A 20,322-nucleotide genomic window follows, 5' to 3' on the forward strand; every position below is an offset into this window, starting at 1 on the left:
GATGTCCCTTGTCGTCCGGTTTTCTCCCTGAACTACAGCCGTGCAACCCTGAGATTTCTCAGTGACGAGCATCGGCGGCGCGAACGGGCCTGTTCGCGCCGCCGATCACCCGGGGGATGGGGTCTGGGGAACTACCTTTCCAGGATGGCCGTCACTCCTTGGCCGCCCGCCGCGCAGATCGAGATCAGGCCGCGGCCGGAACCCCGCTCGGCGAGCGCCTTGGCCAGCGTGCCGACGATCCGGCCGCCGGTGGCCGCGAACGGGTGCCCCGCGGCCAGCGATCCGCCGTTGACGTTCAGCTTGCTGCGGTCGATGCTGCCCAGCGGCTCGTCCAGGCCGAGCTTCTCCTTGGCGAAGCCGGGGTCCTCCCACGCCTTGAGCGTGGCCAGTACCTGGGAGGCGAACGCCTCGTGGATCTCGTAGAAGTCGAAGTCCTGCAGGCTGAGCCCGGCCCGGGCCAGCATCCGCGGCACCGCGTACGCGGGCGCCATCAGCAGGCCCTCGTCCCCGTGCACGTAGTCGACCGCGGCCGTCTCGCAGAACGTCAGGTACGCCAGTACCGGCAGCCTGCGCTCCTTCGCCCACTCCGGCGTGGCCAGCAGGACCACCGACGCGCCGTCGCTCAGCGGCGTGGAGTTGCCCGCGGTCATCGTGCCGTCCTCGCCGCCGAAGACCGGCTTGAGCTTGGCCAGCTTCTCCACCGACGAGTCCGGACGCAGATTCTGGTCGCGGGTCAGCTTCAAGAACGGCGTGAGCAGATCGTCGTAGAAGCCGCGCTCGTAGGCGGCCGCCAGGTTGCGGTGCGAGGCCACCGTGAGCTCGTCCTGCTCTTCGCGTGTGATGCCCCACGCCTTCGCGGTCAGCGCGGCGTGCTCGCCCATGGACAGGCCGGTGCGCGGCTCGGCGTTACGCGGAATGTCCGGCACGATGTGCCCCGGCCGCAGCTTGGCCAGCAGCTTCAGCCGCTGCGCGGGCGTCTTGGCCGAGTTCAGCTGGATCAGCAGCCTGCGCAGGTCGTCGTTGACCGCCAGCGGGGCGTCCGACGTGGTGTCCACGCCGCCCGCGATGGCCGAGTCGATCTGGCCGAGCGCGATCTTGTTCGCCACGTTGATGATGGCCTGCAGCCCGGTGCCGCACGCCATCTGCACGTCCGATGCCGGCGTCTCCGGAGACAACGCGCTGCCCAGCACGGTCTCGCGGGCCAGGTTGAAGTCCCTGGAGTGCTTCAGCACCGCGCCGGCGGCGAACTCGCCGATCCGCTCGCCCGCCAGCCCGAACCGGCCGACCAAGCCGTTCAGCGCGGCGGTGAGCATGTCCTGGTTGGACGCCGTCGCGTACGGGCCGTTGGAGCGGGCGAACGGGATCCGGTTCGCGCCGACGACGGCGACCTTGCGGATCGTCCTGCGGCTGGCGCCGGAGCCGCCGGTCTTGCTTGACGCCTTGCTCGATGTGGCCATTGTCGCTCCCTGCGTCTCGTCCTCGTGGTAGCGATCGTAACCTACCCGCGAGTAGGTTAGGCTGTGCGATACGGCACGCCAGTCGGGAAACCACCCAGGAGGCAGCACGTCATGGCTGACAAATATCAGCGGTTCACCCAATCCCCGGTGGGCAAGTGGCTCGCCCCTCGGCTCGGGCTCCCCCAGCCTGCTCCGTTGCGGCGCTACCAGCCCGGGCAACCTCCCCTCACCGGTCCCGCAGTTGTCGGCAGCGCGCCGGGTGGCCGGCTGGCCAAGGTGGTCACCGAGCAGATCGCCGCGGCGGGCATCGACGTGCGCGACGAGGCGGACCGCGCCGAGGGCACCAAGTACGGCGCGCTGGTCTTCGACGCCTCCGGCATCACCGACCCGGCCCAGCTGCGCGAGGTGTACGCGTTCTTCAAGGCGCGCCTGCGTTCGCTGGGGGCATGCGGCCGCACCGTGGTTCTCGGCACCCCGCCCGAGCTGGTGTCGGGCCGCGAGCGCATCGCGCAACGCGCGTTGGAAGGCTTCACCCGCTCGCTGGGCAAGGAGCTGATCAAGGGCTCGACCTCGCAGCTGGTGTACGTCGCACCGGGCAGCGAGCACGCCACCGAGTCGACCATCCGCTTCCTGCTCAGCGCCAAGTCGGCGTTCGTCGACGGCCAGGTGATCCGGATCGGCGCGGCGGGCACGGAGAACGCGAAGGTGACCGCCCCGGCCGACTGGGACAAGCCGCTGGACGGCAAGGTCGCCCTGGTCACCGGCGCTTCGCGCGGCATCGGCGCGGCGATCGCCGAGACGCTGGCCAGGGACGGCGCCCAGGTGGTGGTGCTGGACATCCCGGCGCAGGGGGCCGACCTGTCCGCGGTGGCCAACAAGATCGGCGGTAGCGCGCTGCAGTTGGACGTCACCGCCGACGACGCGGGCAAGGTGCTGGTCGACCACTTCACCGAGCGCTTCGGCAAGCTCGACATCGTGGTGCACAACGCGGGCATCACGCGGGACAAGAAGCTGGTCAACATGGACGAGTCCCGATGGGACTCGGTGCTGTCGGTCAACCTGCTGTCCCAGCTGGCGATCAACGACGCGCTGCTGGCCTCCGACGTGCTCGGTGAGGGCGCGCGGTTCGTCGGTGTCTCCTCGGTGGCGGGCATCGCGGGCAACCTCGGCCAGACCAACTACGGCACATCCAAGGCGGGCGTCATCGGGATGGTCGACGACACCGCGCCGCAGCTGGCCGAGCGTGGGCACACGTTCAACGCGGTGGCGCCGGGCTTCATCGAGACGCAGATGACGGCCGCGATCCCGGTGATGATCCGCGAGCCTGCGCGCCGCCTGGCCAGCCTGGCCCAGGGCGGTCAGCCGATCGACGTCGCCGAGACCATCGCGTACTTCGCCAACCCCGCGTCCGCCGCCGTGAACGGCAACATCGTGCGGGTGTGCGGCCAAGCGCTGATTGGAGCCTGACCATGGTTGGCGACACCGTGCGAGTCGACACCCCGCCGAAGCTGTCGGCGATGCTCACCAAGTCGGTGGTCTCCAGCGTGCTGCCCGGCCAGGGCAAGCCGCGCGGCACGACGCTGCCGGGCACCGTGCTCGAGCGGCCGGAGGTGGTCGTCGACCCCGGCCACCTGGCGGCCTACAACGAGGTGTGCGGCTTCCGGCTGAGCAACGAGCTGCCCGCCACCTACCCGCACATCCTCGCGTTCCCGCTGCAGGTCCAGCTGATGACGGACCCGGCGTTCCCGTTCCCGTTGGTCGGGCTGGTGCACCTGCGCAACGTGATCACCCAGCGCAGGCCGGTGCGGGTCGACGAGGCGTTCGCGCTGCGGGTGTGGGTGGAGAACCTGCGCCCGCACGACAAGGGGCAGCAGTTCGACTTCATCTCCGAGGTCGTCGTGCACGGCGAGGACGAACCGGTGTGGCGGGACGTGTCGACGTACCTGCGGCGCAGCGGCAAGAAGTCGGACGGCAAGAAGGAGACCCAGCTGGCGCCGCCCGCGCCGAAGGCGATCTGGCGCATCCCGGCCGACATCGGCCGCCGCTACGCCGCGGTCTCCGGGGACCGGAACCCGATCCACCTGTACCCGGCCACGGCCAAGCTGCTCGGCTTCCCGAAGGCGATCGCGCACGGCATGTGGACCAAGGCGCACAGCCTGGCGGCGTTCGAAGGCAGGCTGCCCGACGCGTTCGAGCTCGACGTGCGGTTCAAGCTGCCGGTGCTGCTCCCGGCGAAGGCGGCGTTCACGTCGTGGCAGGTCGAGGACGGGTTCGCCTTCGAGCTGTGGGACGCCCGCAAGCCCAAGCCGTACCTGCAGGGCAGGATCACCGCGCGGTAGTCAGGCAGGACAGGATCACCGCGCGGTAGCCAGGCAGGATCACGGCGCTGTAGCCAGGCAGGACAGGATCACCGTGCGGTAGCCAGAGGGCAGGATCACCGCGCGGTGGTCAGGCGGGCGGGGTCAGGTCCTTCGGGGACCAGGCCTCGCCCTCCACCAGGTCGCCGAAGCCGAGCCAGACCAGGTTCATCAGCCAGGACGCCAGCACGTCGTCGCTGATGTCCGGGTGGTCCAGCCACCAGTCGGCCAGTGATTCGGCAGCGCCGACCAGGGCGGCGGCCAGGGCTTCACCGGACTTCTCCGCCTGGGCCCCGACGCCCTTGCGGGTGCCGGACGCCACCACCAGTGCGGCGACCAGCTCGATGGAGCGAGCACGCATCTGCGAGATCTCCTCGGCGAATTCGCCGCCGACGGACAACGCCTGCCGGTGCAACACCGTCCACGAGCTGCGGTTCTGGCCCACGAAGTGGAAGAACGAGCGCAGTCCGGTCCACAGCTGCATGTCCGGTTCGACGTCGCCGCGAACGCCTTCGGCGATCGCCTGCAGCAGCCGCTGCGCCTCGCGCTGGATGCACGCGGCGAACAGCTCCTCCTTCGAGCCGAGGTAGGCGTACACCATCGGCTTGGACACGCCTGCGACCTCGGCGACCTCGTCCATCGACGCGTTGTGGAAGCCGTGCCGAGAGAACACCTCCACCGCGGCGTCGGTGATCTGGCGCTCTCGCACCTCGCGGGGGAGGCGGCGCACGCGTCGCTTGCGCTCGTTCTCGGTCACTGGCACCTCCGTGCGGGCGCGGCTTGCCCGCCAATCTACTCGCGAGTAGGTTAGTCTGGCGAGTCGCATGTCGAGCAACGAGGAGGTGGCCGTGGACCACCACGACGGGCTGGAGTTGGCCGAGCGTGTCGCCGGTACCGACCTGACCGATGTCGACGCGAGCACGCTGGTCGGCATGGTCAACTCCGCGCCGCGTGAGCAGCTCGATGCGGCATTCGCCGACGAAACCCTACGTGAGCGACTGCTGGCGGAGATCTTCCGCCGCATGAGCTCACATGTGCGGGCGGACAAAGTTCGCGACCTGCACGCGGTGGTCCGCTGGCGGCTCACCGGCGGCCGCGGCGAAGGCGGATACGACCGGTACGAGTGCACGCTGGCGGACGGCAAGTGCACCGTGTCGCGACAGATGAGCGATCGCCCGCGGGTGACGATCACGGTGTCGCCCGCGGATTTCGTACGGCTGATCAGCAGGCAGACGACGCCCGCGGAGCTGTACGTCACTGGCAAGATCAAGGTCAAGGGTGACCTGGGGTTCGCCGCCGGGCTCATCGGCTACTTCGATCTGCCGAAGTGAACGTCCTGCGGCGGTGGTGGGCCGCGTTGCTGCGGCGTTGGCGTCGACGCCTGCGGGCTGACGTCGAGCGGGAGACCGGTGAGGTCGCGTCCGGCAGAGAACTCGACGCGTTGGCCACCGCGCTCGAGGTGTCCAGGCTCACCGACGAGCAGTTCGTACAGGTGCTGGACACGGTGCGCATGCTCGACGAGTCGGGCGCGGGCGTCAGCGTGTCCGGAATGAGCACGCAGTCGCTGGTCGACCTCATCGCCCGCGCGTCGCGCGAGCAGCTCCGCGCGCTGGCGGACCACGCCGAGCTGCGGGAGTTCCTGCTGTCCGAACTGTTCGACCGGATGGCGCAACACCTGGTGGTGGACAAGACGCGGCATGTCGACGCGGTGATCGATTGGACGTTGACCAGCGGCGACGGCGAGCCGTCGCGCTATCAGACGCACATCGTCGAAGGTTCCTGCGAGACGGCCCAGGACCTGGGGCTTTCGCCGGACGTGTCGATCACGACGACGGTCGACGACTTCCTGCGAATGGCGACATCCGGCAACTCGCGGGCGCTGTCGTTGCTGGTCACCGGGCGCGTGAAGGTGCGAGGTGACTACGCCGTCGCGGCGCGATTCCTGGGCTACTTCGACATTCCGAAGCCGGGCGTCAGCCCTCGATGATGCGGGGCTGGTCGTCCGGTTCGGTGCGTGGCCGCGGCTGCGACGGCTCGACGACCTCGCCGTCGATCACCACGGTTCGATGGCTGCGCACGTGCACTTTCCGCTCCAGTCGCCGCAGCCAGGCCTTGCGGATCACCGTGCGGGTCGGCGGCACCATCACCAGCAGGCCGAGGACGTCGGTGACGAAGCCGGGCAGGAAGATCAGCACTCCGCCGAGCGCGACCAGCATGCCGTCGGTGACTTCCTGATGCCCGGAGCGGCCGTCGCGCGCCGCCGCCATGACCGCGCGCATGGCCTTGCCGCCCTCGCGCCGGGCCAGCCACGAGCCCAGGAGGGCGCCGCCGACGAGCAGGACGATCGTCCACAGCGCGCCGACGAGTGAGGCGACCGCCCAGATGGCGGCCACTTCGACGACGAGGTACAGCAGGATTCCTACGGCCATATCCCGAACAACGTAGTCGAGTCGGCTTGCGTTCCCAAGGGGACAGTCGGGACCGGCTCGTGGCCTTCAAGTCGCCGAGTGGATCTGTCCGCAGCCGGGCGTCCGGTCGCCCCGTCGGGCGACAGCGGAAATGCCGGCCAGAGAGGCGATGGTGCCGCCGACGCAGCTCGGCCGGCCGACGCAACAACGGCCTCCCGCCGGTCGCGAAGACCGCACGGGAGGCCGCCGACTGAAAAACCGCTGATCAGAACGTCATGGCCATCGCCGGGTCACTGAGCAGCGCGCCGACGTCGGCCAGGAACTGCGAGCCCTGCTGGCCGTCGACGATGCGGTGGTCGAAGCTCAGCGCCAGCTGGCACACCTGGCGAACGGCGAGCTCGCCGTCCACCACCCACGGCATCTCGCGGATCGCGCCGAACGCGAGGATGGCCGACTCGCCGGGGTTGATGATCGGGGTGCCGGTGTCCACCCCGAACACGCCGACGTTGGTGATGGTGATGGTGCCGTTGACCATGTCCTCCGGCGGGGTCTTGCCGTCCCGCGCGGTGGTGGTCAGCTCTTCCAGCGCCTTCGCCAGCTCCACCAGCGACATCGAGTCCGCGTCGCGGATCTTCGGGACCACCAGCCCCCGCGGCGTCGCCGCGGCGACCCCGAGGTGCACGTAGTCCTTGTAGACGATCTCGCCCGCTTCCTCGTCCCACGTGGCGTTGACGTCCGGCGTGCGCTTGACCGCCATGCACATCGCCTTCGCGGCGAAAGCCAGCGGGGTCAGCTTCACGCCGGCGAACGACGGGTGCTTCTTCAGCCGCTCGCGCAGCTGCATCATCGGCGTGACGTCGACCGTGAGGAACTCGGTGACGTGCGGCGCGGTGAACGCCGACGACACCATGGCCTCCGCGGTCATCCGTCGCACGCCCTTGATCGGTACCCGCCGCTCGCGCGCACCGACCGACACCGGGGTGCCGTTCACGCCGGCCGGAGCCTCGGCCGTCTTCGCCCCGGCGGCCGCCCGCTGGACGTCGTCGCGGGTGATGACGTCACCGCTGCTCGGCACGATCGTGCGCAGATCGATGCCCAGGTCCTTGGCCAGCTTGCGAACCGGTGGCTTGGCCAGCGGCACGTACTGCGCCTGCGGAACCGGCAGGGTGCCGCTCGCGGAGGCCGCAGCCGGAGCCGCTGTCGTCGCCTCCTGGGGGCGCGAAGGAGCAGCGTCCGTCGCGGTAGCCGCAGCGTCCGTCGCGGTGGTTGCGCCGGCGCCTGCGGTCTTCTTGCGCCGCCTGCGCTTGCTGCTGGTTTCCTTGGCGCCGGAACCCACCAGCGGCTTCATCTCTTCTTCCGCCGCCTGCTGGCTCGACCCGTTGGCCGATGCCTCGGCGGCCGCGCCGGAGCCGGTGCCCGCCGGGTCGACGTCGATGGTGAGCAGGTTGGTGCCGACCTCGACCACCTGTCCCGGCTCGACGTGCAGCTCGGTGATCACACCCGACCACGGGATCGGCAGCTCGACGGCCGCTTTCGCGGTCTCGACCTCCACCACGATCTGGTTGACCTGGACCTCGTCACCCGGCTTGACCTTCCAGTCGAGGATCTCCGCCTCGGTCAGGCCTTCCGCGGTGTCGGCAAGCGGGAACTGCTTGTACTCAGGCATCGGCGCTCACCACTCCAGCGAACGGTCGACGGCGTCCAGCACCCGGTCCAGGTCCGGCAGGTAGTGCTCCTCCAGCTTGGACGGCGGGTACGGGGTGTCGAACGCGGTCACCCGCAGCACCGGCGCCTCCAGCGAGTAGAAGCACTCCTGCTGCACCCTGGCCGCGATCTCGGACGTCAGCGACGCCTCCGACGGCGCCTCGCTGACCGCGATCAGCCTGCCCGTCTTGCGCACCGACTCGAACACCGGGTCCAGGTCCATCGGGGACAACGCGCGCAGGTCGATGACCTCCAGCTCGTTGCCCTCCTCGGCGGCGGCCTCGGCCACCTCGAGGCACAGCTTCACCGTCGGGCCGTAGCCGACCAGCGTGGCCGCCGTGCCGGTGCGCAGCACCTTCGACGCGAACAACGGCATCGGCTCGGCCGCGGTGTCGACCGGGGCCTTGAGCGTGCCCATGTGGTAGAGCTTCTTCGGCTCGAACACCAGGATCGGGTCGTCCGAGAAGATCGCCTGCTGGATCATCCAGTACGCGTCGACCGGGTTCGACGGGGTCACCGCCTTCACGCCGGCCAGGTGCGCGAAGTAGGACTCCGGGGACTCGGAGTGGTGCTCCACCGCGCCGATCCCGCCGCCGTAGGGCACCCGGATGACCATCGGGACCTTGATCCGGCCCTGGGTCCGCGCGTGCAACTTGGCGACCTGGCTGTTGATCTGGTCGAAGCCGGGGAAGATGAACCCCTCGAACTGGATCTCGCACACCGGGCGGAAGCCGCGCACGGCCAGGCCGACCGCGGTGCCGATGATCCCGGACTCGGCCAGCGGAGTGTCCAGCACGCGCTGCTCACCGAAGTCCTTCTGCAACCCGTCGGTGATACGGAAGACGCCGCCGAGCTTGCCGACGTCCTCGCCCATCACGACGACCTTGCTGTCCTTCTCCATGGCGGCCCGCAGGCCGAGGTTGATGGCCTTGCCGATGGTGAGGTTCTGCACCGTCGACGAGGCGGGTACGTCCACGTTGGGCTGGGTGGTTGCCGACATCAGTGCACGCCTCCTTCGAAGCCGCCGAGGTAGGCGAGGAACTCCTCGCGCTGCTTGTCCAGCGCCGCCGATGGCTCGGCGTAGACGTTGTCGAAGATCCGCTCCGGCGGCGGGTCCTCCATGGTGAAGACGAATTCGCGCAGGTCGGCGGCGAACTCGTCGGCCTCTGCCTCGACTTGTTCGAAGAACGACGCGTCCGCTCCCCCGTTGCGGGTGAGGTAGACCCGGACCCGCTCGATCGGGTCCTTCAGCTTCCACGTCTCCACCTCGTCCGACAGCCGGTAGCGGGTCGGGTCGTCGGTGGTGGTGTGCGCGTCCATGCGGTAGGTGAAGGCCTCGATCAGCACCGGCCCGTTGCCGTGCCGGCACGCCTCCAGCGCCCAGCGGGTGACCGCCAGGCAGCCGAGCACGTCGTTGCCGTCCACCCGGATGCCGGGGAAGCCGTAGCCGCGCGCCCGCTGGTACAGCGGCAGACGCGACTGGCGCTCGGTCGGCTCGGAGATGGCCCACTGGTTGTTCTGGCAGAAGAAGACCACCGGGGCGTCGTAGACCGCCGCCCACACGAAGCCTTCGTGCACGTCACCCTGGCTGGTCGCGCCGTCGCCGAAGTACACGATGGTGGCTTCGCCGTCGTCGTCGCCCACCTTGCCGTCGAACTTCTGGCCCATCGCGTAACCGGTGGCGTTGAGCACCTGGTTGCCGATCACGATGGTGTACGGGTGGAAGCCGTGGGCCTGGTAGTCCCACTCACCCATCGACGTGCAGCGGAACAGCCCGAGCATTTCCTTGAAGCTGACGCCGCGGGCGTAGCCGACGCCGTGCTCGCGGTAGCTGGGGAAGGCCATGTCGTTGGGCCGCAGCGCGCGACCGGAACCGATCTGCGCCGCTTCCTGGCCGAGCAGCGGGACCCAGATGCCCAGCTGGCCCTGGCGCTGCATCGCGTTCGCTTCCCGGTCCGCGCGGCGCACGATGACCATGTCCTTGTACAGGCCACGCAGCGCTTCGAAATCGATGTCGGCCACGTACGGGTCGAAGATCTGGGACGGGACGCGCTCGCCTTCGGGCGTCAGCAGCTGCGTGAGGTCCGCGCCGCCTTCCGATGTTGCCCGCAACCCGGCGATCACTTGGTCCTTGGTCGGCTTCGCCGCCGTTGCGGGTGGCAGATCGCCCTCTTCGGGGTGTGTCCACTGTTCGGCGGACGACATGTCGGACATGTCGGCTTCTCCTTTTGCGCTTCCTCGCGCTCGCTTGTGACGGGCGCGACGACGTTGTTCAACGGCGAGCAGGCTTCCGGTTCGGAGTCTCAACTGCCGTCGGCGTTGACGGGTATGCCAGACATCCTGGCATGAACCGGGGCCGATGTGGCAGTCCTTATGTCGGGACGTGCTCGCCACGGGCGTCCGATGGCAGGATCATGGCCGTGGACATCAACGCTGTGCAATCGGCCGTTCGGCGGCAGTGGAACGACGACATCCTCGAAAACCTGTCCGGTTTGGTGGAGATACCCGCGTTGTCCCCCGCGTTCGACGAGAACTGGGAGAAGACGGGGTATCTCGACGCCGCGGTGAACCATGTGCGGCAGTGGCTGGACGCGCAGGGGCTCGGGAAGACCCAGGTGGTGCGGCTGCCCGGGCGCACGCCGGTGCTGTTGCTGGATGTCCCGGCCACCGCGGGTGCGGCCGATCGCGGCACGGTGCTGCTCTACGGCCACTTGGACAAGCAGCCGCCGGTCGGCGGGTGGTCCGAGGGCCTGGGGCCGTGGACCCCGGTGGTGCGGGACGGCAAGCTCTACGGCCGCGGCGCGGCGGACGACGGCTACTCCGGGTATGCGGCTGCTGCGGCGCTGCGGGCCGTTCGGGAGTCCGGCGGCGAGCACGCACGAGCGGTGTTGCTGCTGGAGACGGGCGAGGAGTCCGGCAGCCCGGACCTGCCCGCGTACCTGGAGCACCTGTCCGACTTCCTGGGCGATGTCAGCTTCGTGGTGTGCCTGGACTCCGGGGGCAACGACTACCAGCGGCTGTGGCTGACCACCAGCCTGCGCGGGTTGGCGCAGGTGCGGGTCACCGTGCGAGTGCTCGACGTGGCCCAGCACAGCGGGATGGCCAGCGGTGCGGTGCCGTCGTCGTTCCGCGTGCTGCGTCAGCTGCTCGACCGCATCGAGAACGCGCAGACCGGCGAGGTCCTGCTGCCGGAGTTCCACGTGGACATCCCGGCCAACCGGGAGCAGGAGGCGCGCCAGGCCGCGGCCGCAACGCCTGCCGGAGCGATCCGGTCGTCGTTCCCGTTCGCCGACGGTGTGCAACCGGTGACCGACGACGAGGCCGAGCTGCTGCTCAACGTGGCGTGGCGGCCGACGTTGTCGGTGATCGGGGCGTCCGGGTTCCCGGAGCCGGAGAACGCGGGCAACGTGCTGCGGGAGTCGAGCACGCTGGCGTTGAGTTTCCGGCTGCCGCCGACGGCGGACTCGAAGGCCGCGCTGGAGGCGGTGCAGCGGGCGCTGACCACCGACGTGCCGTACGGCGCGCAGGTCACGTTGTCCGGTGTCGAGCACGCCGACGGATGGAACGCGCCGGACCTGGCGCCGTGGCTGGACCGCGGGCTGCAGCGGGTCGGTGACGAGATCTTCGGTGCGCCCTACGGTGCGGTCGGCCTGGGCGGCTCGATCCCGTTCATGGGGCTGCTCGGCGAGAAGTACCCGCAGGCCCAGTTCCTGGTCACCGGCGCACTCGGACCGGACTCCAACGCACACGTGCCGGACGAGTGGCTGAACCTGGCGCAAGCCGAGCGGGTCACGGCCGCGGTCGCCGCGCTGCTGGACGCGCACGCCCGCGGCTGACCCGGGTGACTCGCACCGGCGGCGGCTTGGCCGCCGGGGCGGGGCCTGTTCCGGCTGGTCACTTGAGGCGTGGCTGCCGGCCGGGCCTGTTCGGGCGGGTCACCTGCGGCGCGGTCGCCGGGGCGAGGCCTGTTCCCTGGTCATCCGGGGTGTGGTTGCCGGCGCGGGCCTGTTCCGGCGGGTCACCTGCGGCGCGGTCGCCGATGTCCCCGGTGCGGGTGGTTCGCTCCGGTGACGACTCCAGGCAAGCCCACGGTCGGTCAAGGTTGGTCCATGACCGATGCCGACATCACCCCCGAGGCCGCGCTGGTGCGCTTCGTCGAGGGCCTCGGCCTGGTGATCACCGCGACCGGCACACGGGGCGAGTACGTCGTCGGGGAAACTCCCGACGAGTTGGCGTCTGCGGGAATGCGGGTCTGCCTGGACAACGAGCTGCTGGTGGAATATCTGCGTCGCCTGGATGAGACGCCGGATGCGACGGCGGGGTTGAGCCCGCTCGCGATGGTGGAGATCCATCTCGAAGAAGCGCTGTTGGTGGACTCGGTCGAGAACCCGACCGAGGCGGTCGGCGTGCGGCGGGCGGACAACGGTCGGGTCGAATGGTTCTGGCAGCGGCGGCGGTCGACGACTCCGCGGCGATCGCCGTATCCGGGAGTGGACCCGGCTCCCCTCGAGTGGCGGGCCGAGCCCCCGGAATGAAGATCCGGCCGGCTGTTGGTGCGCGGTATGCGCCGGTTCACGGAGGTTGTGTCATCGGCAGCCGGCGCTGCGGCCGCTCGCGTCGCCGGCCTACCGCTCGCGCAGAGTGACTCGCGAAGGGGCCGCCATTCCCGGAGCGGGTGGCTCGTCCGCCTGTCGAATCACGTCGTCGCGGCATGCCGACGGCGGCGAGGTGAAGGGTTCACAAGGCCGACACATGGCCGACAATCTCGGCCACTAGCTGGGCAAATTCGCCGAACATGCCACGAAAGGCATCTCGGAGAGGTCACGGTTGGGTGCGCCGTGCTGTTGCTTACCCCGGCTGGGTCTTCTCGCGGCGTACCTTCAAATGGCAGGATGCGATCACTCGATCGGACCACCTACAAGGAGTGACATCGTGGCGCGTCGAACCAAGCTCACCTGGCTTGCCGTGGTGCCCGCGCTGGCGTTGGTCGCGGCCATGAGCGCCTGCGGCTCGGACGAAGCCGGCTCCGGCGGAAACGGAGACGGGCAGAACATCGAGCTGGTCCACGAGGGTCAGCTGACCACGTGCACCGGTTTGCCCTACAAGCCGTTCCAGTACGAGGAGAACGGCAAGGTCGTCGGCTTCGATGTCGACCTGGTCGACCTGGTCGCCGAGAAGCTGAACGTCAAGCAGGTCATCGTGGACACCCCGTTCGACTCGATCCAGTCGGGCGCGGACCTGAACTCCGGCAAGTGCGACCTGGCCGCGGCCGGGATGACCATCACCGAGGTCCGGGAGAAGAACCTGGACTTCTCCGAGCCGTACTTCGATGCGACGCAGGCCCTGGTGGCCAAGAAGGGCTCGGGCATCGAGGACCTGTCCGATCTGCAGGGCAAGAAGCTGGGCGTGCAGAACGGCACGACCGGCTACGACTACGCGCAGAAGAACGCCAAGGGTGCCGAGCTGGTCAACTTCGAAGACCTCGGTCTGCTGCTCAACGCGGTGGAGACCAGCCGGGTCGACGCAGGCATCAACGACAACGGCGTGCTCTACGACTGGGTCAAGGAGAAGACCGACTTCGAGGTCGTCACCGAGTTCGACACCGGTGAGCAGTACGGCATCGGCGTCCGCACCGGCAACAAGGCGCTGCTGGACCTGATCAACGAGACGCTCGACGAAGCCAAGAAGAGCGGCGAGTACGACAAGATCTACGAGAAGTGGTTCGGCAAGAAGCCCGAGGAGGGTTCGGGTAACTCGAACTGATCCGGGTAGCCGTGGGGCCGGCGGGTCACTCCGCCGGCCCCCGCCCATGTCAACTGCTGGTGCGGTAAGGAATGGCTCATGGCTATGTCACCACGTAAACGTGCGCGGCTGATCCGCGCCATCCAGTACGCGGTCCTCGTTGCGGCGATCGCGCTACTGGTGGTGCTGGCGGACTGGGACAAGATCCAGCAGGCCTTCTTCCAGCTGGACGTGGCGCGCGCGATGTTCCCCGACGTCATCACCGTGGCGCTGGTCAACACGCTCATCTACACCGGACTGGGCTTCGTGTTCGGTCTGGCGCTGGCCGTTCCGCTGGCGTTGATGCGGTTGTCCAGCGTTGCGCCCTATCGGTGGATCGCCGGCGCGTACGTCGAGTTCTTCCGCGGGTTGCCCGCCCTGCTGGTCATCCTGTCCGTCGGTGTCGGCGTGCCGCTGGCCTTCGGCGTGATCCTGGACAAGTACGTCTCGCTGATGATCGCGCTGGGCATCGTGGCCTCGGCCTACATGGCGGAGACGCTGCGCGCGGGCATTCAGGCGGTGCCTAAGGGACAGGTGGAGGCGGCGCGGTCGCTGGGCATGTCGTCGGCCAAGACCACGGTGTCGGTGGTCATCCCGCAGGCCTTCAAGATCATCCTGCCGCCGTTGACCAACGAGCTGATCCTGCTGACAAAGGACTCGTCGCTCGCGCTGTTCCTCGGCGCCTCGATCGCCGAGTACGAGCTGACCCAGTTCGGCCGGGTCGCGCTGAACCAATACCAGAGCCTCACCCCCGTGCTGGTGGCAGGCCTGTGCTACCTGATCATCACCATCCCGCTGTCCTACCTGTCGCGGTACTTGGAACGCCGCACCGGCGGTAGGAAGATCAAGACACCCGAATCGACCGAATTGGGGGCGGCGGCATGACCACCACGGACGCGGCCACGAACACCAGCGACGCCGCACTGGCCGTGGAAGTGCGCGACTTGCACAAGTCGTTCGGCAGGCTCGAGGTGCTCAAGGGCATCGACATGCAGGTCGACCACGGCAAGGTGGTGTGCATCATCGGACCGTCCGGCTCGGGCAAGTCCACCCTGTTGCGCTGCGTGAACCTGCTGGAGCAGCCGAACTCGGGCTCGGTGAAGGTCAACGGCATCGAGCTGAACGACCCGGACTGCGACATCGACACGGTGCGGGCCTCGATCGGCATGGTCTTCCAGTCGTTCAACCTGTTCGCGCACAAGACCGTGCTGAACAACCTGACGCTGGCGCAGCGCAAGGTGCTCAAGCGCAGCCGCGCCGAGGCGGAGCGGATCGCGCAGGAGAACCTGGAGCGCGTCGGCCTGGCCGACAAGATCAACGCGATGCCGTCGCAGCTGTCCGGTGGGCAGCAGCAGCGGGTGGCGATCGCCCGCGCGCTGAGCATGAACCCCAAGGTGATGCTGTTCGACGAGCCGACATCGGCGCTCGACCCGGAGCTGGTCGGCGACGTGCTCGGCGTCATGCGTTCACTTGCCGACGAGGGTATGACGATGCTGGTTGTCACCCATGAGATGCAGTTCGCCCGGGAAGTCGCCGACGAGGTGCTGTTCATGGACGGCGGCGTGGTCGTCGAGCAGGGCCCGCCGAACCGGGTGATCGGTGATCCGCAGCAGACCAGGACGCGCGAGTTCCTGCACCGTGTGCTGAATCCGGTGCACGCCAACGAGTAGGCAATGGCGGACGAGGGCAGCACACCGCCTTATGACCCGCGCAGGGGCCCTGACCTGCGCTACGAGCGCAGAGCCGCCGACATCGTCCGGGATCTCACGTCGCCGGACAGCTGGTGGCGGAGGCGTTCGGCAGCGGACCGCTCGCCGACCTACGTGGTGGCCGACTGCTACGTCACCGGAGAGTTGAGCCTGCGCGGGGCCGAGCTGGACACGCTGCTGCATTTCGAGCGGTGCCGGTTCGAACGCCCGCCGGACGTGCGGGAGGCCCGGCTGCTCGGGTTGACGTTCGACGACTGTGTGCTGCCTGGCCTGCGTGCCCGCAACCTGCACTGCCGCAACGACCTGCGGCTGCACTCCACCGACGTCGAGTTGGCCGCCGCGGAACATCTCGCCGACTGGGAGCCGGGCGTACCGGACGCCGCGGTGGTGCTCACCGACGCGGTGGTGGACGGCTCGGTGGTGTTGACCAGGAGCAAGGTCCGGCATCCGCACGGCAAGGCGTTGCAAGCCGACCGGTTGCGGGTCGCGGGCGCGGTCACCGCGTATCACATGGCCGGCGACGGCGAAGTGCGGTTCGCCGGGATGCGCACCGGTGGCAACGTCAATTTCTCCGGCTCCCAGCTGAACAACCCGGAAGGCATCGCGCTCAACGTCACGGGCGTGCAGGTCCACGGAAACCTGCTGTGCGAGAGCGACCCCGGCGTGAACGGGTACGAGGAGCCGCGCCCGTTCACCGCCAACGGCATGGTCTTCGTGCCGGGCGCCAGCGTGGACGGCGACTTCCGGTTGGCCAACGCGCTGCTGTCCGGTCAGCGGCCCGGCACGGTCGACGACATCGCCATCCCGGCGTGGCGGGAAGCCGCCCGGTCCAACAACCCCTCCGTCGACCCCTGGCCCGCCGTGGTGGGCGACCGGCTGCGGGTGCAGGGCAACGTGGTGTTCGACTGGATGAGCGCCGAGGGCACCATCCGGTTGGTCAACGTCGCGGTCGGCGGATCGTTCCGGATGAACGACGCCTCGATCGACGCGCCCGGGCGGCACGAAGAGCCGCACTACGACCGAGCCCTGCATCTGGACGGCAGTGAGATCAGCGGCGACCTGCAGGTGGCGCGGTTGCAGGCGCAGGGACAACTTCGGCTCGCCGACGTGCGGATCGGCGGCAACCTGCGGGCCCGCGAAGTCGGCCTGCACCATCGGCAGCGCGACGTCTTCTCGGCGCGACGCGCCATGGTGTCCGGCAACGTCGAGATGAACAACGCCGAGATCATGGGCACCGTGCAGTTCCAGGGCGCCCAGGTCGGCGGGTCCGTCGACTTCTCCGGGGCGAGCCTGACCGACTACAACCCCGCCGCGTACTCGATGGGCATGCGGGCCGCCACCGTGGGCCGGGACCTGGTGCTGGCCAGCTCGGTGTCCGAGGAAGTCGACGTCGACGGCACAGTCGAACGTACGAGGAAACCGTTCGTCGCGCGGGGTGGACTGAACCTCGACGGCGTGCAGGTCGCCCGCACGCTCAATCTCGACGGTGCGTCACTCGGCGACCTGAAGGCCAACGTGGCGCTCGACGCCAGCGATGCGATGGCCGACGAGTTCCGGCTCACCGTGGGTGAGCAGCCGCAGGGCCGGGTGATCCTGCGCCGGGCGCAATGCGGCTCGCTGGCCGACAACGAGACGCTGTGGGCGGCCTCCGGCGAGGTCGACGTGGAGGACTTCCGCTACGACGCGCTGGACCCTCCCATCGACCCCACCGAGGACGACGCCAGGGAAGAGGTCCGCAAGCGGGTCAACTGGCTGCGCAAGGCCATGCGGGGCTATCGCCCCGGACCGTACGACCAGCTCGCCGAGGTGCTGCGGTCGAGCGGAAACGAGGAGCACGCGGCGACCGTGCTCATGCTCAAGCAGCGGGACCGCTACGAGGCGATGGCGGACGGGTCGAAACCGCTGGTCGCGTTCGGGCTCCGGCTGTGGAGCGGGGTGCAACGGGTGGTCGTCGGCTACGGCTACAAGCCGATGCGCGCGCTCGGCTGGCTGGTGTTGCTGCTGATCCTCGGCAGCCTGTGGTTCTGGCTGGTGCCGGACTCGTGCGTGCACAACCCGCGGTTCACCGTCAGCGGGCCGCGGTGCCTGGTCAATGCCGACGACACCGGCCTGGAGTGGAACCCGGTGCTGCACACCGCGGATCTGTTGATCCCCATCGTCGATCTGGGCAACAAGGGCCGCTGGCACATGAGCGGCGTGGACAAGTGGGTGGCGACCGGGTTCATCGCGGCGGGCTGGATCCTGGCCACGACGGTGGCCGCGGGCATCACGCGCATGCTGAATCGAAGCTGAGCCCACTAGCAGAACGCGCAGCGCGGCACAAGTACCATGCTTGAGTGCCATTGTCACCTGACGACGATCACAAACTGGAGATTCAGCTTCTGCACGACCGCCTGCTGGTGAAGCAGCCGGGCGAAGAAGGGGAGCGACGTTCCAGCGGCGGCATCGTTATACCAGCGACGGCCCAGGTCGGCCACCGTCTCGCGTGGGGCGACGTCCTGGGCGTGGGCAACAATGTCCGCAGTGTGAAGGTTGGTGACCGGGTGCTGTTCAATCCGGCCGACCAGCTCGAGGTGGAGATACAGGGACAGACGTATCTGGTCATGCGGGAACGTGACGTCCATGCGATCGCCAGCGAGCGCACGGAGCACGGGACCGGGCTGTACCTGTAGGGCATACGGAGGCAAACAACGTGGCCGACGACCAGCAGAACTGGCCGGCGTGGGATTCCGACGCCGGTAGCCCTCCGTCCGGCGACGACGATCGCGAGCGCATGTCCGGCAGCCTCGAGGATGCGTTGTCCGGGGAGCTGGATCTGTCCTCCGGAGCGCTCTCCGGCAGCATCGACGAACCCGCGGCAGGCGGGGCGTCCGCGGGGCGCGGCCAGGAGGACGACGCCACGCAGGTGTATCGCGCGGTGCCGTCGGCCTACTCGGACCAGGACTGGTCGAGCGAAGCCACGCAGGTGCATCCGGCGGTGTCCATGCCGCGCGGCGTGCCCGAGGACGCCACGCAAGCCTTCCCGCAGGTGGAGTCCGAGTCCGGCTTGGGGGTCTTCGAGGAGCCGACCGTGCGTCACGAGGCGGCCGCGCCGGGCGTCTACCGCGCCGACGACGAGCCGAGCGGGCCGCGCCGGAAGCTGCGCAGCGGCCTGGGCAGGGCGATGATGGTCACCGGCGCGGCGCTGGGTGTGCTGGTGCTCGCCTACGCGGTGGACATGGTGGTCAGCTGGGGTGACGTGCCGCGCGGCGTGACGGTCGCGGGCGTCGACGTCGGCGGCATGAGCCGCACCGAGGCCGAGCAGAAGCTTCGTCAGGAGCTGCAGCCGCGGTTCGACCAGCCGGTGAAGGTCACCGCGGGCGACGTGCAAGCCACCCTCGACCCCGCCGAATCCGGCCTCGGCGTCGACTGGCAGGCCACGCTGGAGCAGGCCGGGCAGCAGCCGTGGAACCCGATCACCCGGCTCACCTCGTTCTGGGAGGAGCGCGAGGTCGGCATCGTCGGCAAGTCCGACCGGCCGACGCTGCGCAAAGCCGTCGAGCGGCTGGCCGATGACGAGATCAACCATCGCAAGCGCGAAGGCGACATCAAGTTCAAAGAGGTCGACGGCACCGATGCGGTCGAGCCGGTCGCCGTGCAGCCGCGCCAAGGTCAGCAGCTGACCGCGATCGACAAGGCCGTCGACACGATCGAGGACAACTGGGTGCATCTCGGCGGCGTTCACCTGGACGTCGACGTGCAACCGGTGAAGGCGACGCCGGAAGGGGTGCGGGCCACGCTGGAGAAGCTGGCCAAGCCCGCGGTGGCCGCCCCGATCGAGGTGCAGGGCGACGGCGTGCAGGCGTCGTTGACCCCGAAGCAGATCGGTGCCGCGTTCGAGTTCAAGCCGGCCGGTGACGGGTCGCTGAAGGCCACCGTGGACCGGGAAGTGCTCAAGGACGCGCTGGCGCCTGCGTTGAAGCCGTCCGAGCAGGAAGGCCGGGACGCGCAGATCGAGTTCTCCGGTGGCAAGCCGAGCATCAAGCCGGCCAAGAACGGCCGCAAGGTCGACTGGAAGAAGACGTTCGAGCCGTACCTGGACGTGATCACCAAGACCGACGACCGGGTGCTCAAGGTCAGCTACACCAAGAAGAAGCCGGACATCACCACGGCAGAGGCGAAGAAGCTGGGCATCAAGGAGGTCATCGGCGAATTCACCACCGGTGGCTTCGCGCCGGACTCCGGCATCAACATCCGGACGGTCGCCGAGCAGGTCAACGGGGCGATCGTCAAGCCGGGCGAGACGTTCAGCCTGAACGAGTACACCGGCCCGCGGACCGCGGACAAGGGGTACGTCGAGGCGGGCATCATCGAGAACGGCGTCCCCGGCCGTGCGGTCGGCGGCGGCATCTCCCAGTTCGCCACGACGTTGTACAACGCGGCGTACTTCGCCGGCTTGAAGGACGCCGGGCACAAGGAGCACAGCTACTACATCAGCCGCTACCCGGTCGCGCGCGAGGCCACGGTGTTCCAGGCGCCCGGCGGTGGCGGCATCGACATGGCGTTCACCAACGACTCGAAGACCGGTGTCGCGATCCAGACGTCCTGGACCCCGAACAGCATCACGGTCAAGATCTGGGGCACCAAGCGCTACCGGGTCGAGTCGAAGACCGGTCCGAAGACCAACATTCAGAAGCCGGACACCAGGCGGCTGAACGACAGCAAGTGCGAGCCGTCGGAAGGAATCCCGGGCTTCACCGCGACGGACACCCGGATCCTGTACGACATCAACACGGGTCAGGAAGTGCGTCGGGAGACCAGGACGGTCAAGTACAACCCGAAGCCGAAGATCGTCTGCGGCAAGCGGGACGAGGACTAGCTTGCCGCCGCCTGCCCGGAACGACCCGGGCAGGCGGCGTGCTGATCA

The 20,322-nt window shown here is 68.9% G+C and carries 18 protein-coding genes; 12 read left to right on the forward strand and 6 right to left on the reverse strand.

The window, feature by feature from the left end; translation table 11 throughout:
- Positions 1 to 131 precede the first annotated feature (131 nt).
- Positions 132 to 1,457: an acetyl-CoA C-acetyltransferase gene (locus YWM_RS0118370; RefSeq protein WP_052345105.1), complete on the reverse strand. Its 1,326-nt coding sequence runs from the start codon at positions 1,455 to 1,457 to the stop codon at positions 132 to 134.
- A 111-nt stretch (positions 1,458 to 1,568) separates the two neighbouring features.
- On the opposite strand from YWM_RS0118370, the gene YWM_RS0118375 reads away from it, so the two are divergent.
- Together YWM_RS0118375 and YWM_RS0118380 are read left to right on the forward strand one after the other, a co-directional pair.
- Complete coding sequence (locus YWM_RS0118375; protein ID WP_028851914.1) at positions 1,569 to 2,924, forward strand: 3-oxoacyl-ACP reductase; 1,356 nt, start codon at positions 1,569 to 1,571, stop codon at positions 2,922 to 2,924.
- Positions 2,925 to 2,926: 2 nt separating this feature from the next.
- Positions 2,927 to 3,796, forward strand: a complete 870-nt coding sequence (locus YWM_RS0118380; RefSeq protein WP_028851915.1) for a MaoC/PaaZ C-terminal domain-containing protein — start codon at positions 2,927 to 2,929, stop codon at positions 3,794 to 3,796.
- A gap of 109 nt (positions 3,797 to 3,905) precedes the next feature.
- Here the strand turns inward: YWM_RS0118380 and YWM_RS0118385 are convergent, their stop codons facing one another.
- On the reverse strand, positions 3,906 to 4,571 hold the full coding sequence (locus tag YWM_RS0118385) for a TetR/AcrR family transcriptional regulator (protein WP_028851916.1): 666 nt from the start codon (positions 4,569 to 4,571) through the stop codon (positions 3,906 to 3,908).
- Between the two features lie 67 nt (positions 4,572 to 4,638).
- On the opposite strand from YWM_RS0118385, the gene YWM_RS0118390 reads away from it, so the two are divergent.
- Complete coding sequence (locus tag YWM_RS0118390) at positions 4,639 to 5,145, forward strand: SCP2 sterol-binding domain-containing protein (RefSeq protein ID WP_084612511.1); 507 nt, start codon at positions 4,639 to 4,641, stop codon at positions 5,143 to 5,145.
- A complete protein-coding gene (locus YWM_RS0118395) occupies positions 5,142 to 5,801 on the forward strand; it encodes an SCP2 sterol-binding domain-containing protein (protein ID WP_245566089.1) in 660 nt (219 codons plus the stop codon). Before YWM_RS0118390 ends, YWM_RS0118395 begins: the two co-directional genes overlap by 4 nt.
- Here the strand turns inward: YWM_RS0118395 and YWM_RS0118400 are convergent.
- The 4 genes from YWM_RS0118400 to pdhA all read right to left on the reverse strand — a co-directional run bounded on the left by YWM_RS0118400 (position 5,788) and on the right by pdhA (position 10,131).
- Positions 5,788 to 6,243, reverse strand: coding sequence for an FxsA family protein (locus YWM_RS0118400; RefSeq protein ID WP_028851919.1), 456 nt, complete (start codon positions 6,241 to 6,243; stop codon positions 5,788 to 5,790). The two genes, YWM_RS0118395 and YWM_RS0118400, sit on opposite strands and share 14 nt — an antisense overlap.
- A 244-nt stretch (positions 6,244 to 6,487) precedes the next feature.
- On the reverse strand, positions 6,488 to 7,888 hold the full coding sequence (locus YWM_RS0118405; protein WP_028851920.1) for a dihydrolipoamide acetyltransferase family protein: 1,401 nt from the start codon (positions 7,886 to 7,888) through the stop codon (positions 6,488 to 6,490).
- Positions 7,889 to 7,894: 6 nt separating this feature from the next.
- Positions 7,895 to 8,926, reverse strand: a complete 1,032-nt coding sequence (locus YWM_RS0118410; RefSeq protein WP_028851921.1) for an alpha-ketoacid dehydrogenase subunit beta — start codon at positions 8,924 to 8,926, stop codon at positions 7,895 to 7,897.
- The gene (pdhA, locus tag YWM_RS0118415; RefSeq protein WP_028851922.1) at positions 8,926 to 10,131 is read right to left on the reverse strand and encodes a pyruvate dehydrogenase (acetyl-transferring) E1 component subunit alpha; all 1,206 of its coding nucleotides are present in this window, start codon (positions 10,129 to 10,131) and stop codon (positions 8,926 to 8,928) included. Before pdhA ends, YWM_RS0118410 begins: the two co-directional genes overlap by 1 nt.
- A gap of 209 nt (positions 10,132 to 10,340) precedes the next feature.
- Between pdhA and YWM_RS0118420 the strand changes: the two genes are divergently transcribed.
- The 8 genes from YWM_RS0118420 to YWM_RS0118455 all read left to right on the forward strand — a co-directional run bounded on the left by YWM_RS0118420 (position 10,341) and on the right by YWM_RS0118455 (position 20,274).
- The gene (locus YWM_RS0118420) at positions 10,341 to 11,762 is read left to right on the forward strand and encodes a M20/M25/M40 family metallo-hydrolase (RefSeq protein ID WP_043661520.1); all 1,422 of its coding nucleotides are present in this window, start codon (positions 10,341 to 10,343) and stop codon (positions 11,760 to 11,762) included.
- 273 nt (positions 11,763 to 12,035) lie between these two features.
- Complete coding sequence (locus tag YWM_RS0118425) at positions 12,036 to 12,461, forward strand: hypothetical protein (protein WP_028851924.1); 426 nt, start codon at positions 12,036 to 12,038, stop codon at positions 12,459 to 12,461.
- Positions 12,462 to 12,858: 397 nt separating this feature from the next.
- Positions 12,859 to 13,689 (forward strand): ABC transporter substrate-binding protein, encoded by an 831-nt coding sequence (locus tag YWM_RS0118430; RefSeq protein ID WP_028851925.1) that lies wholly within the window; start codon positions 12,859 to 12,861, stop codon positions 13,687 to 13,689.
- 78 nt (positions 13,690 to 13,767) lie between these two features.
- A complete protein-coding gene (locus YWM_RS0118435) occupies positions 13,768 to 14,592 on the forward strand; it encodes an amino acid ABC transporter permease (protein WP_028851926.1) in 825 nt (274 codons plus the stop codon).
- Positions 14,589 to 15,377 (forward strand): amino acid ABC transporter ATP-binding protein, encoded by a 789-nt coding sequence (locus tag YWM_RS0118440; protein ID WP_028851927.1) that lies wholly within the window; start codon positions 14,589 to 14,591, stop codon positions 15,375 to 15,377. Before YWM_RS0118435 ends, YWM_RS0118440 begins: the two co-directional genes overlap by 4 nt.
- Before the next feature lie 3 nt (positions 15,378 to 15,380).
- Positions 15,381 to 17,708, forward strand: coding sequence for a translocation/assembly module TamB domain-containing protein (locus YWM_RS0118445; RefSeq protein WP_028851928.1), 2,328 nt, complete (start codon positions 15,381 to 15,383; stop codon positions 17,706 to 17,708).
- A 44-nt stretch (positions 17,709 to 17,752) separates the two neighbouring features.
- The gene (locus tag YWM_RS0118450) at positions 17,753 to 18,088 is read left to right on the forward strand and encodes a GroES family chaperonin (protein WP_028851929.1); all 336 of its coding nucleotides are present in this window, start codon (positions 17,753 to 17,755) and stop codon (positions 18,086 to 18,088) included.
- 20 nt (positions 18,089 to 18,108) lie between these two features.
- Positions 18,109 to 20,274, forward strand: a complete 2,166-nt coding sequence (locus tag YWM_RS0118455; protein WP_245566090.1) for a VanW family protein — start codon at positions 18,109 to 18,111, stop codon at positions 20,272 to 20,274.
- Positions 20,275 to 20,322 lie beyond the last annotated feature (48 nt).

The sequence above is a fragment of the Thermocrispum municipale DSM 44069 genome, from assembly GCF_000427825.1.
In the GTDB taxonomy this organism is placed as follows: domain Bacteria; phylum Actinomycetota; class Actinomycetes; order Mycobacteriales; family Pseudonocardiaceae; genus Thermocrispum; species Thermocrispum municipale.

Excerpts from the sequence above, each read along its gene's own strand:
- YWM_RS0118445 (WP_028851928.1), top strand. The coding sequence starts at position 15,381 with ATGGCGGACGAGGGCAGCACACCGCCTTATGACCCGCGCAGGGGCCCT.
- YWM_RS0118440 (WP_028851927.1), top strand. The coding sequence starts at position 14,589 with ATGACCACCACGGACGCGGCCACGAACACCAGCGACGCCGCACTGGCC.
- YWM_RS0118370 (WP_052345105.1), bottom strand. The coding sequence starts at position 1,457 with ATGGCCACATCGAGCAAGGCGTCAAGCAAGACCGGCGGCTCCGGCGCC.
- YWM_RS0118375 (WP_028851914.1), top strand. The coding sequence starts at position 1,569 with ATGGCTGACAAATATCAGCGGTTCACCCAATCCCCGGTGGGCAAGTGG.
- YWM_RS0118405 (WP_028851920.1), bottom strand. The coding sequence starts at position 7,888 with ATGCCTGAGTACAAGCAGTTCCCGCTTGCCGACACCGCGGAAGGCCTG.
- YWM_RS0118420 (WP_043661520.1), top strand. The coding sequence starts at position 10,341 with ATGGCCGTGGACATCAACGCTGTGCAATCGGCCGTTCGGCGGCAGTGG.
- YWM_RS0118390 (WP_084612511.1), top strand. The coding sequence starts at position 4,639 with ATGTCGAGCAACGAGGAGGTGGCCGTGGACCACCACGACGGGCTGGAG.
- YWM_RS0118435 (WP_028851926.1), top strand. The coding sequence starts at position 13,768 with ATGGCTATGTCACCACGTAAACGTGCGCGGCTGATCCGCGCCATCCAG.
- YWM_RS0118425 (WP_028851924.1), top strand. The coding sequence starts at position 12,036 with ATGACCGATGCCGACATCACCCCCGAGGCCGCGCTGGTGCGCTTCGTC.
- YWM_RS0118380 (WP_028851915.1), top strand. The coding sequence starts at position 2,927 with ATGGTTGGCGACACCGTGCGAGTCGACACCCCGCCGAAGCTGTCGGCG.
- YWM_RS0118410 (WP_028851921.1), bottom strand. The coding sequence starts at position 8,926 with ATGTCGGCAACCACCCAGCCCAACGTGGACGTACCCGCCTCGTCGACG.
- YWM_RS0118400 (WP_028851919.1), bottom strand. The coding sequence starts at position 6,243 with ATGGCCGTAGGAATCCTGCTGTACCTCGTCGTCGAAGTGGCCGCCATC.
- pdhA (WP_028851922.1), bottom strand. The coding sequence starts at position 10,131 with ATGTCGTCCGCCGAACAGTGGACACACCCCGAAGAGGGCGATCTGCCA.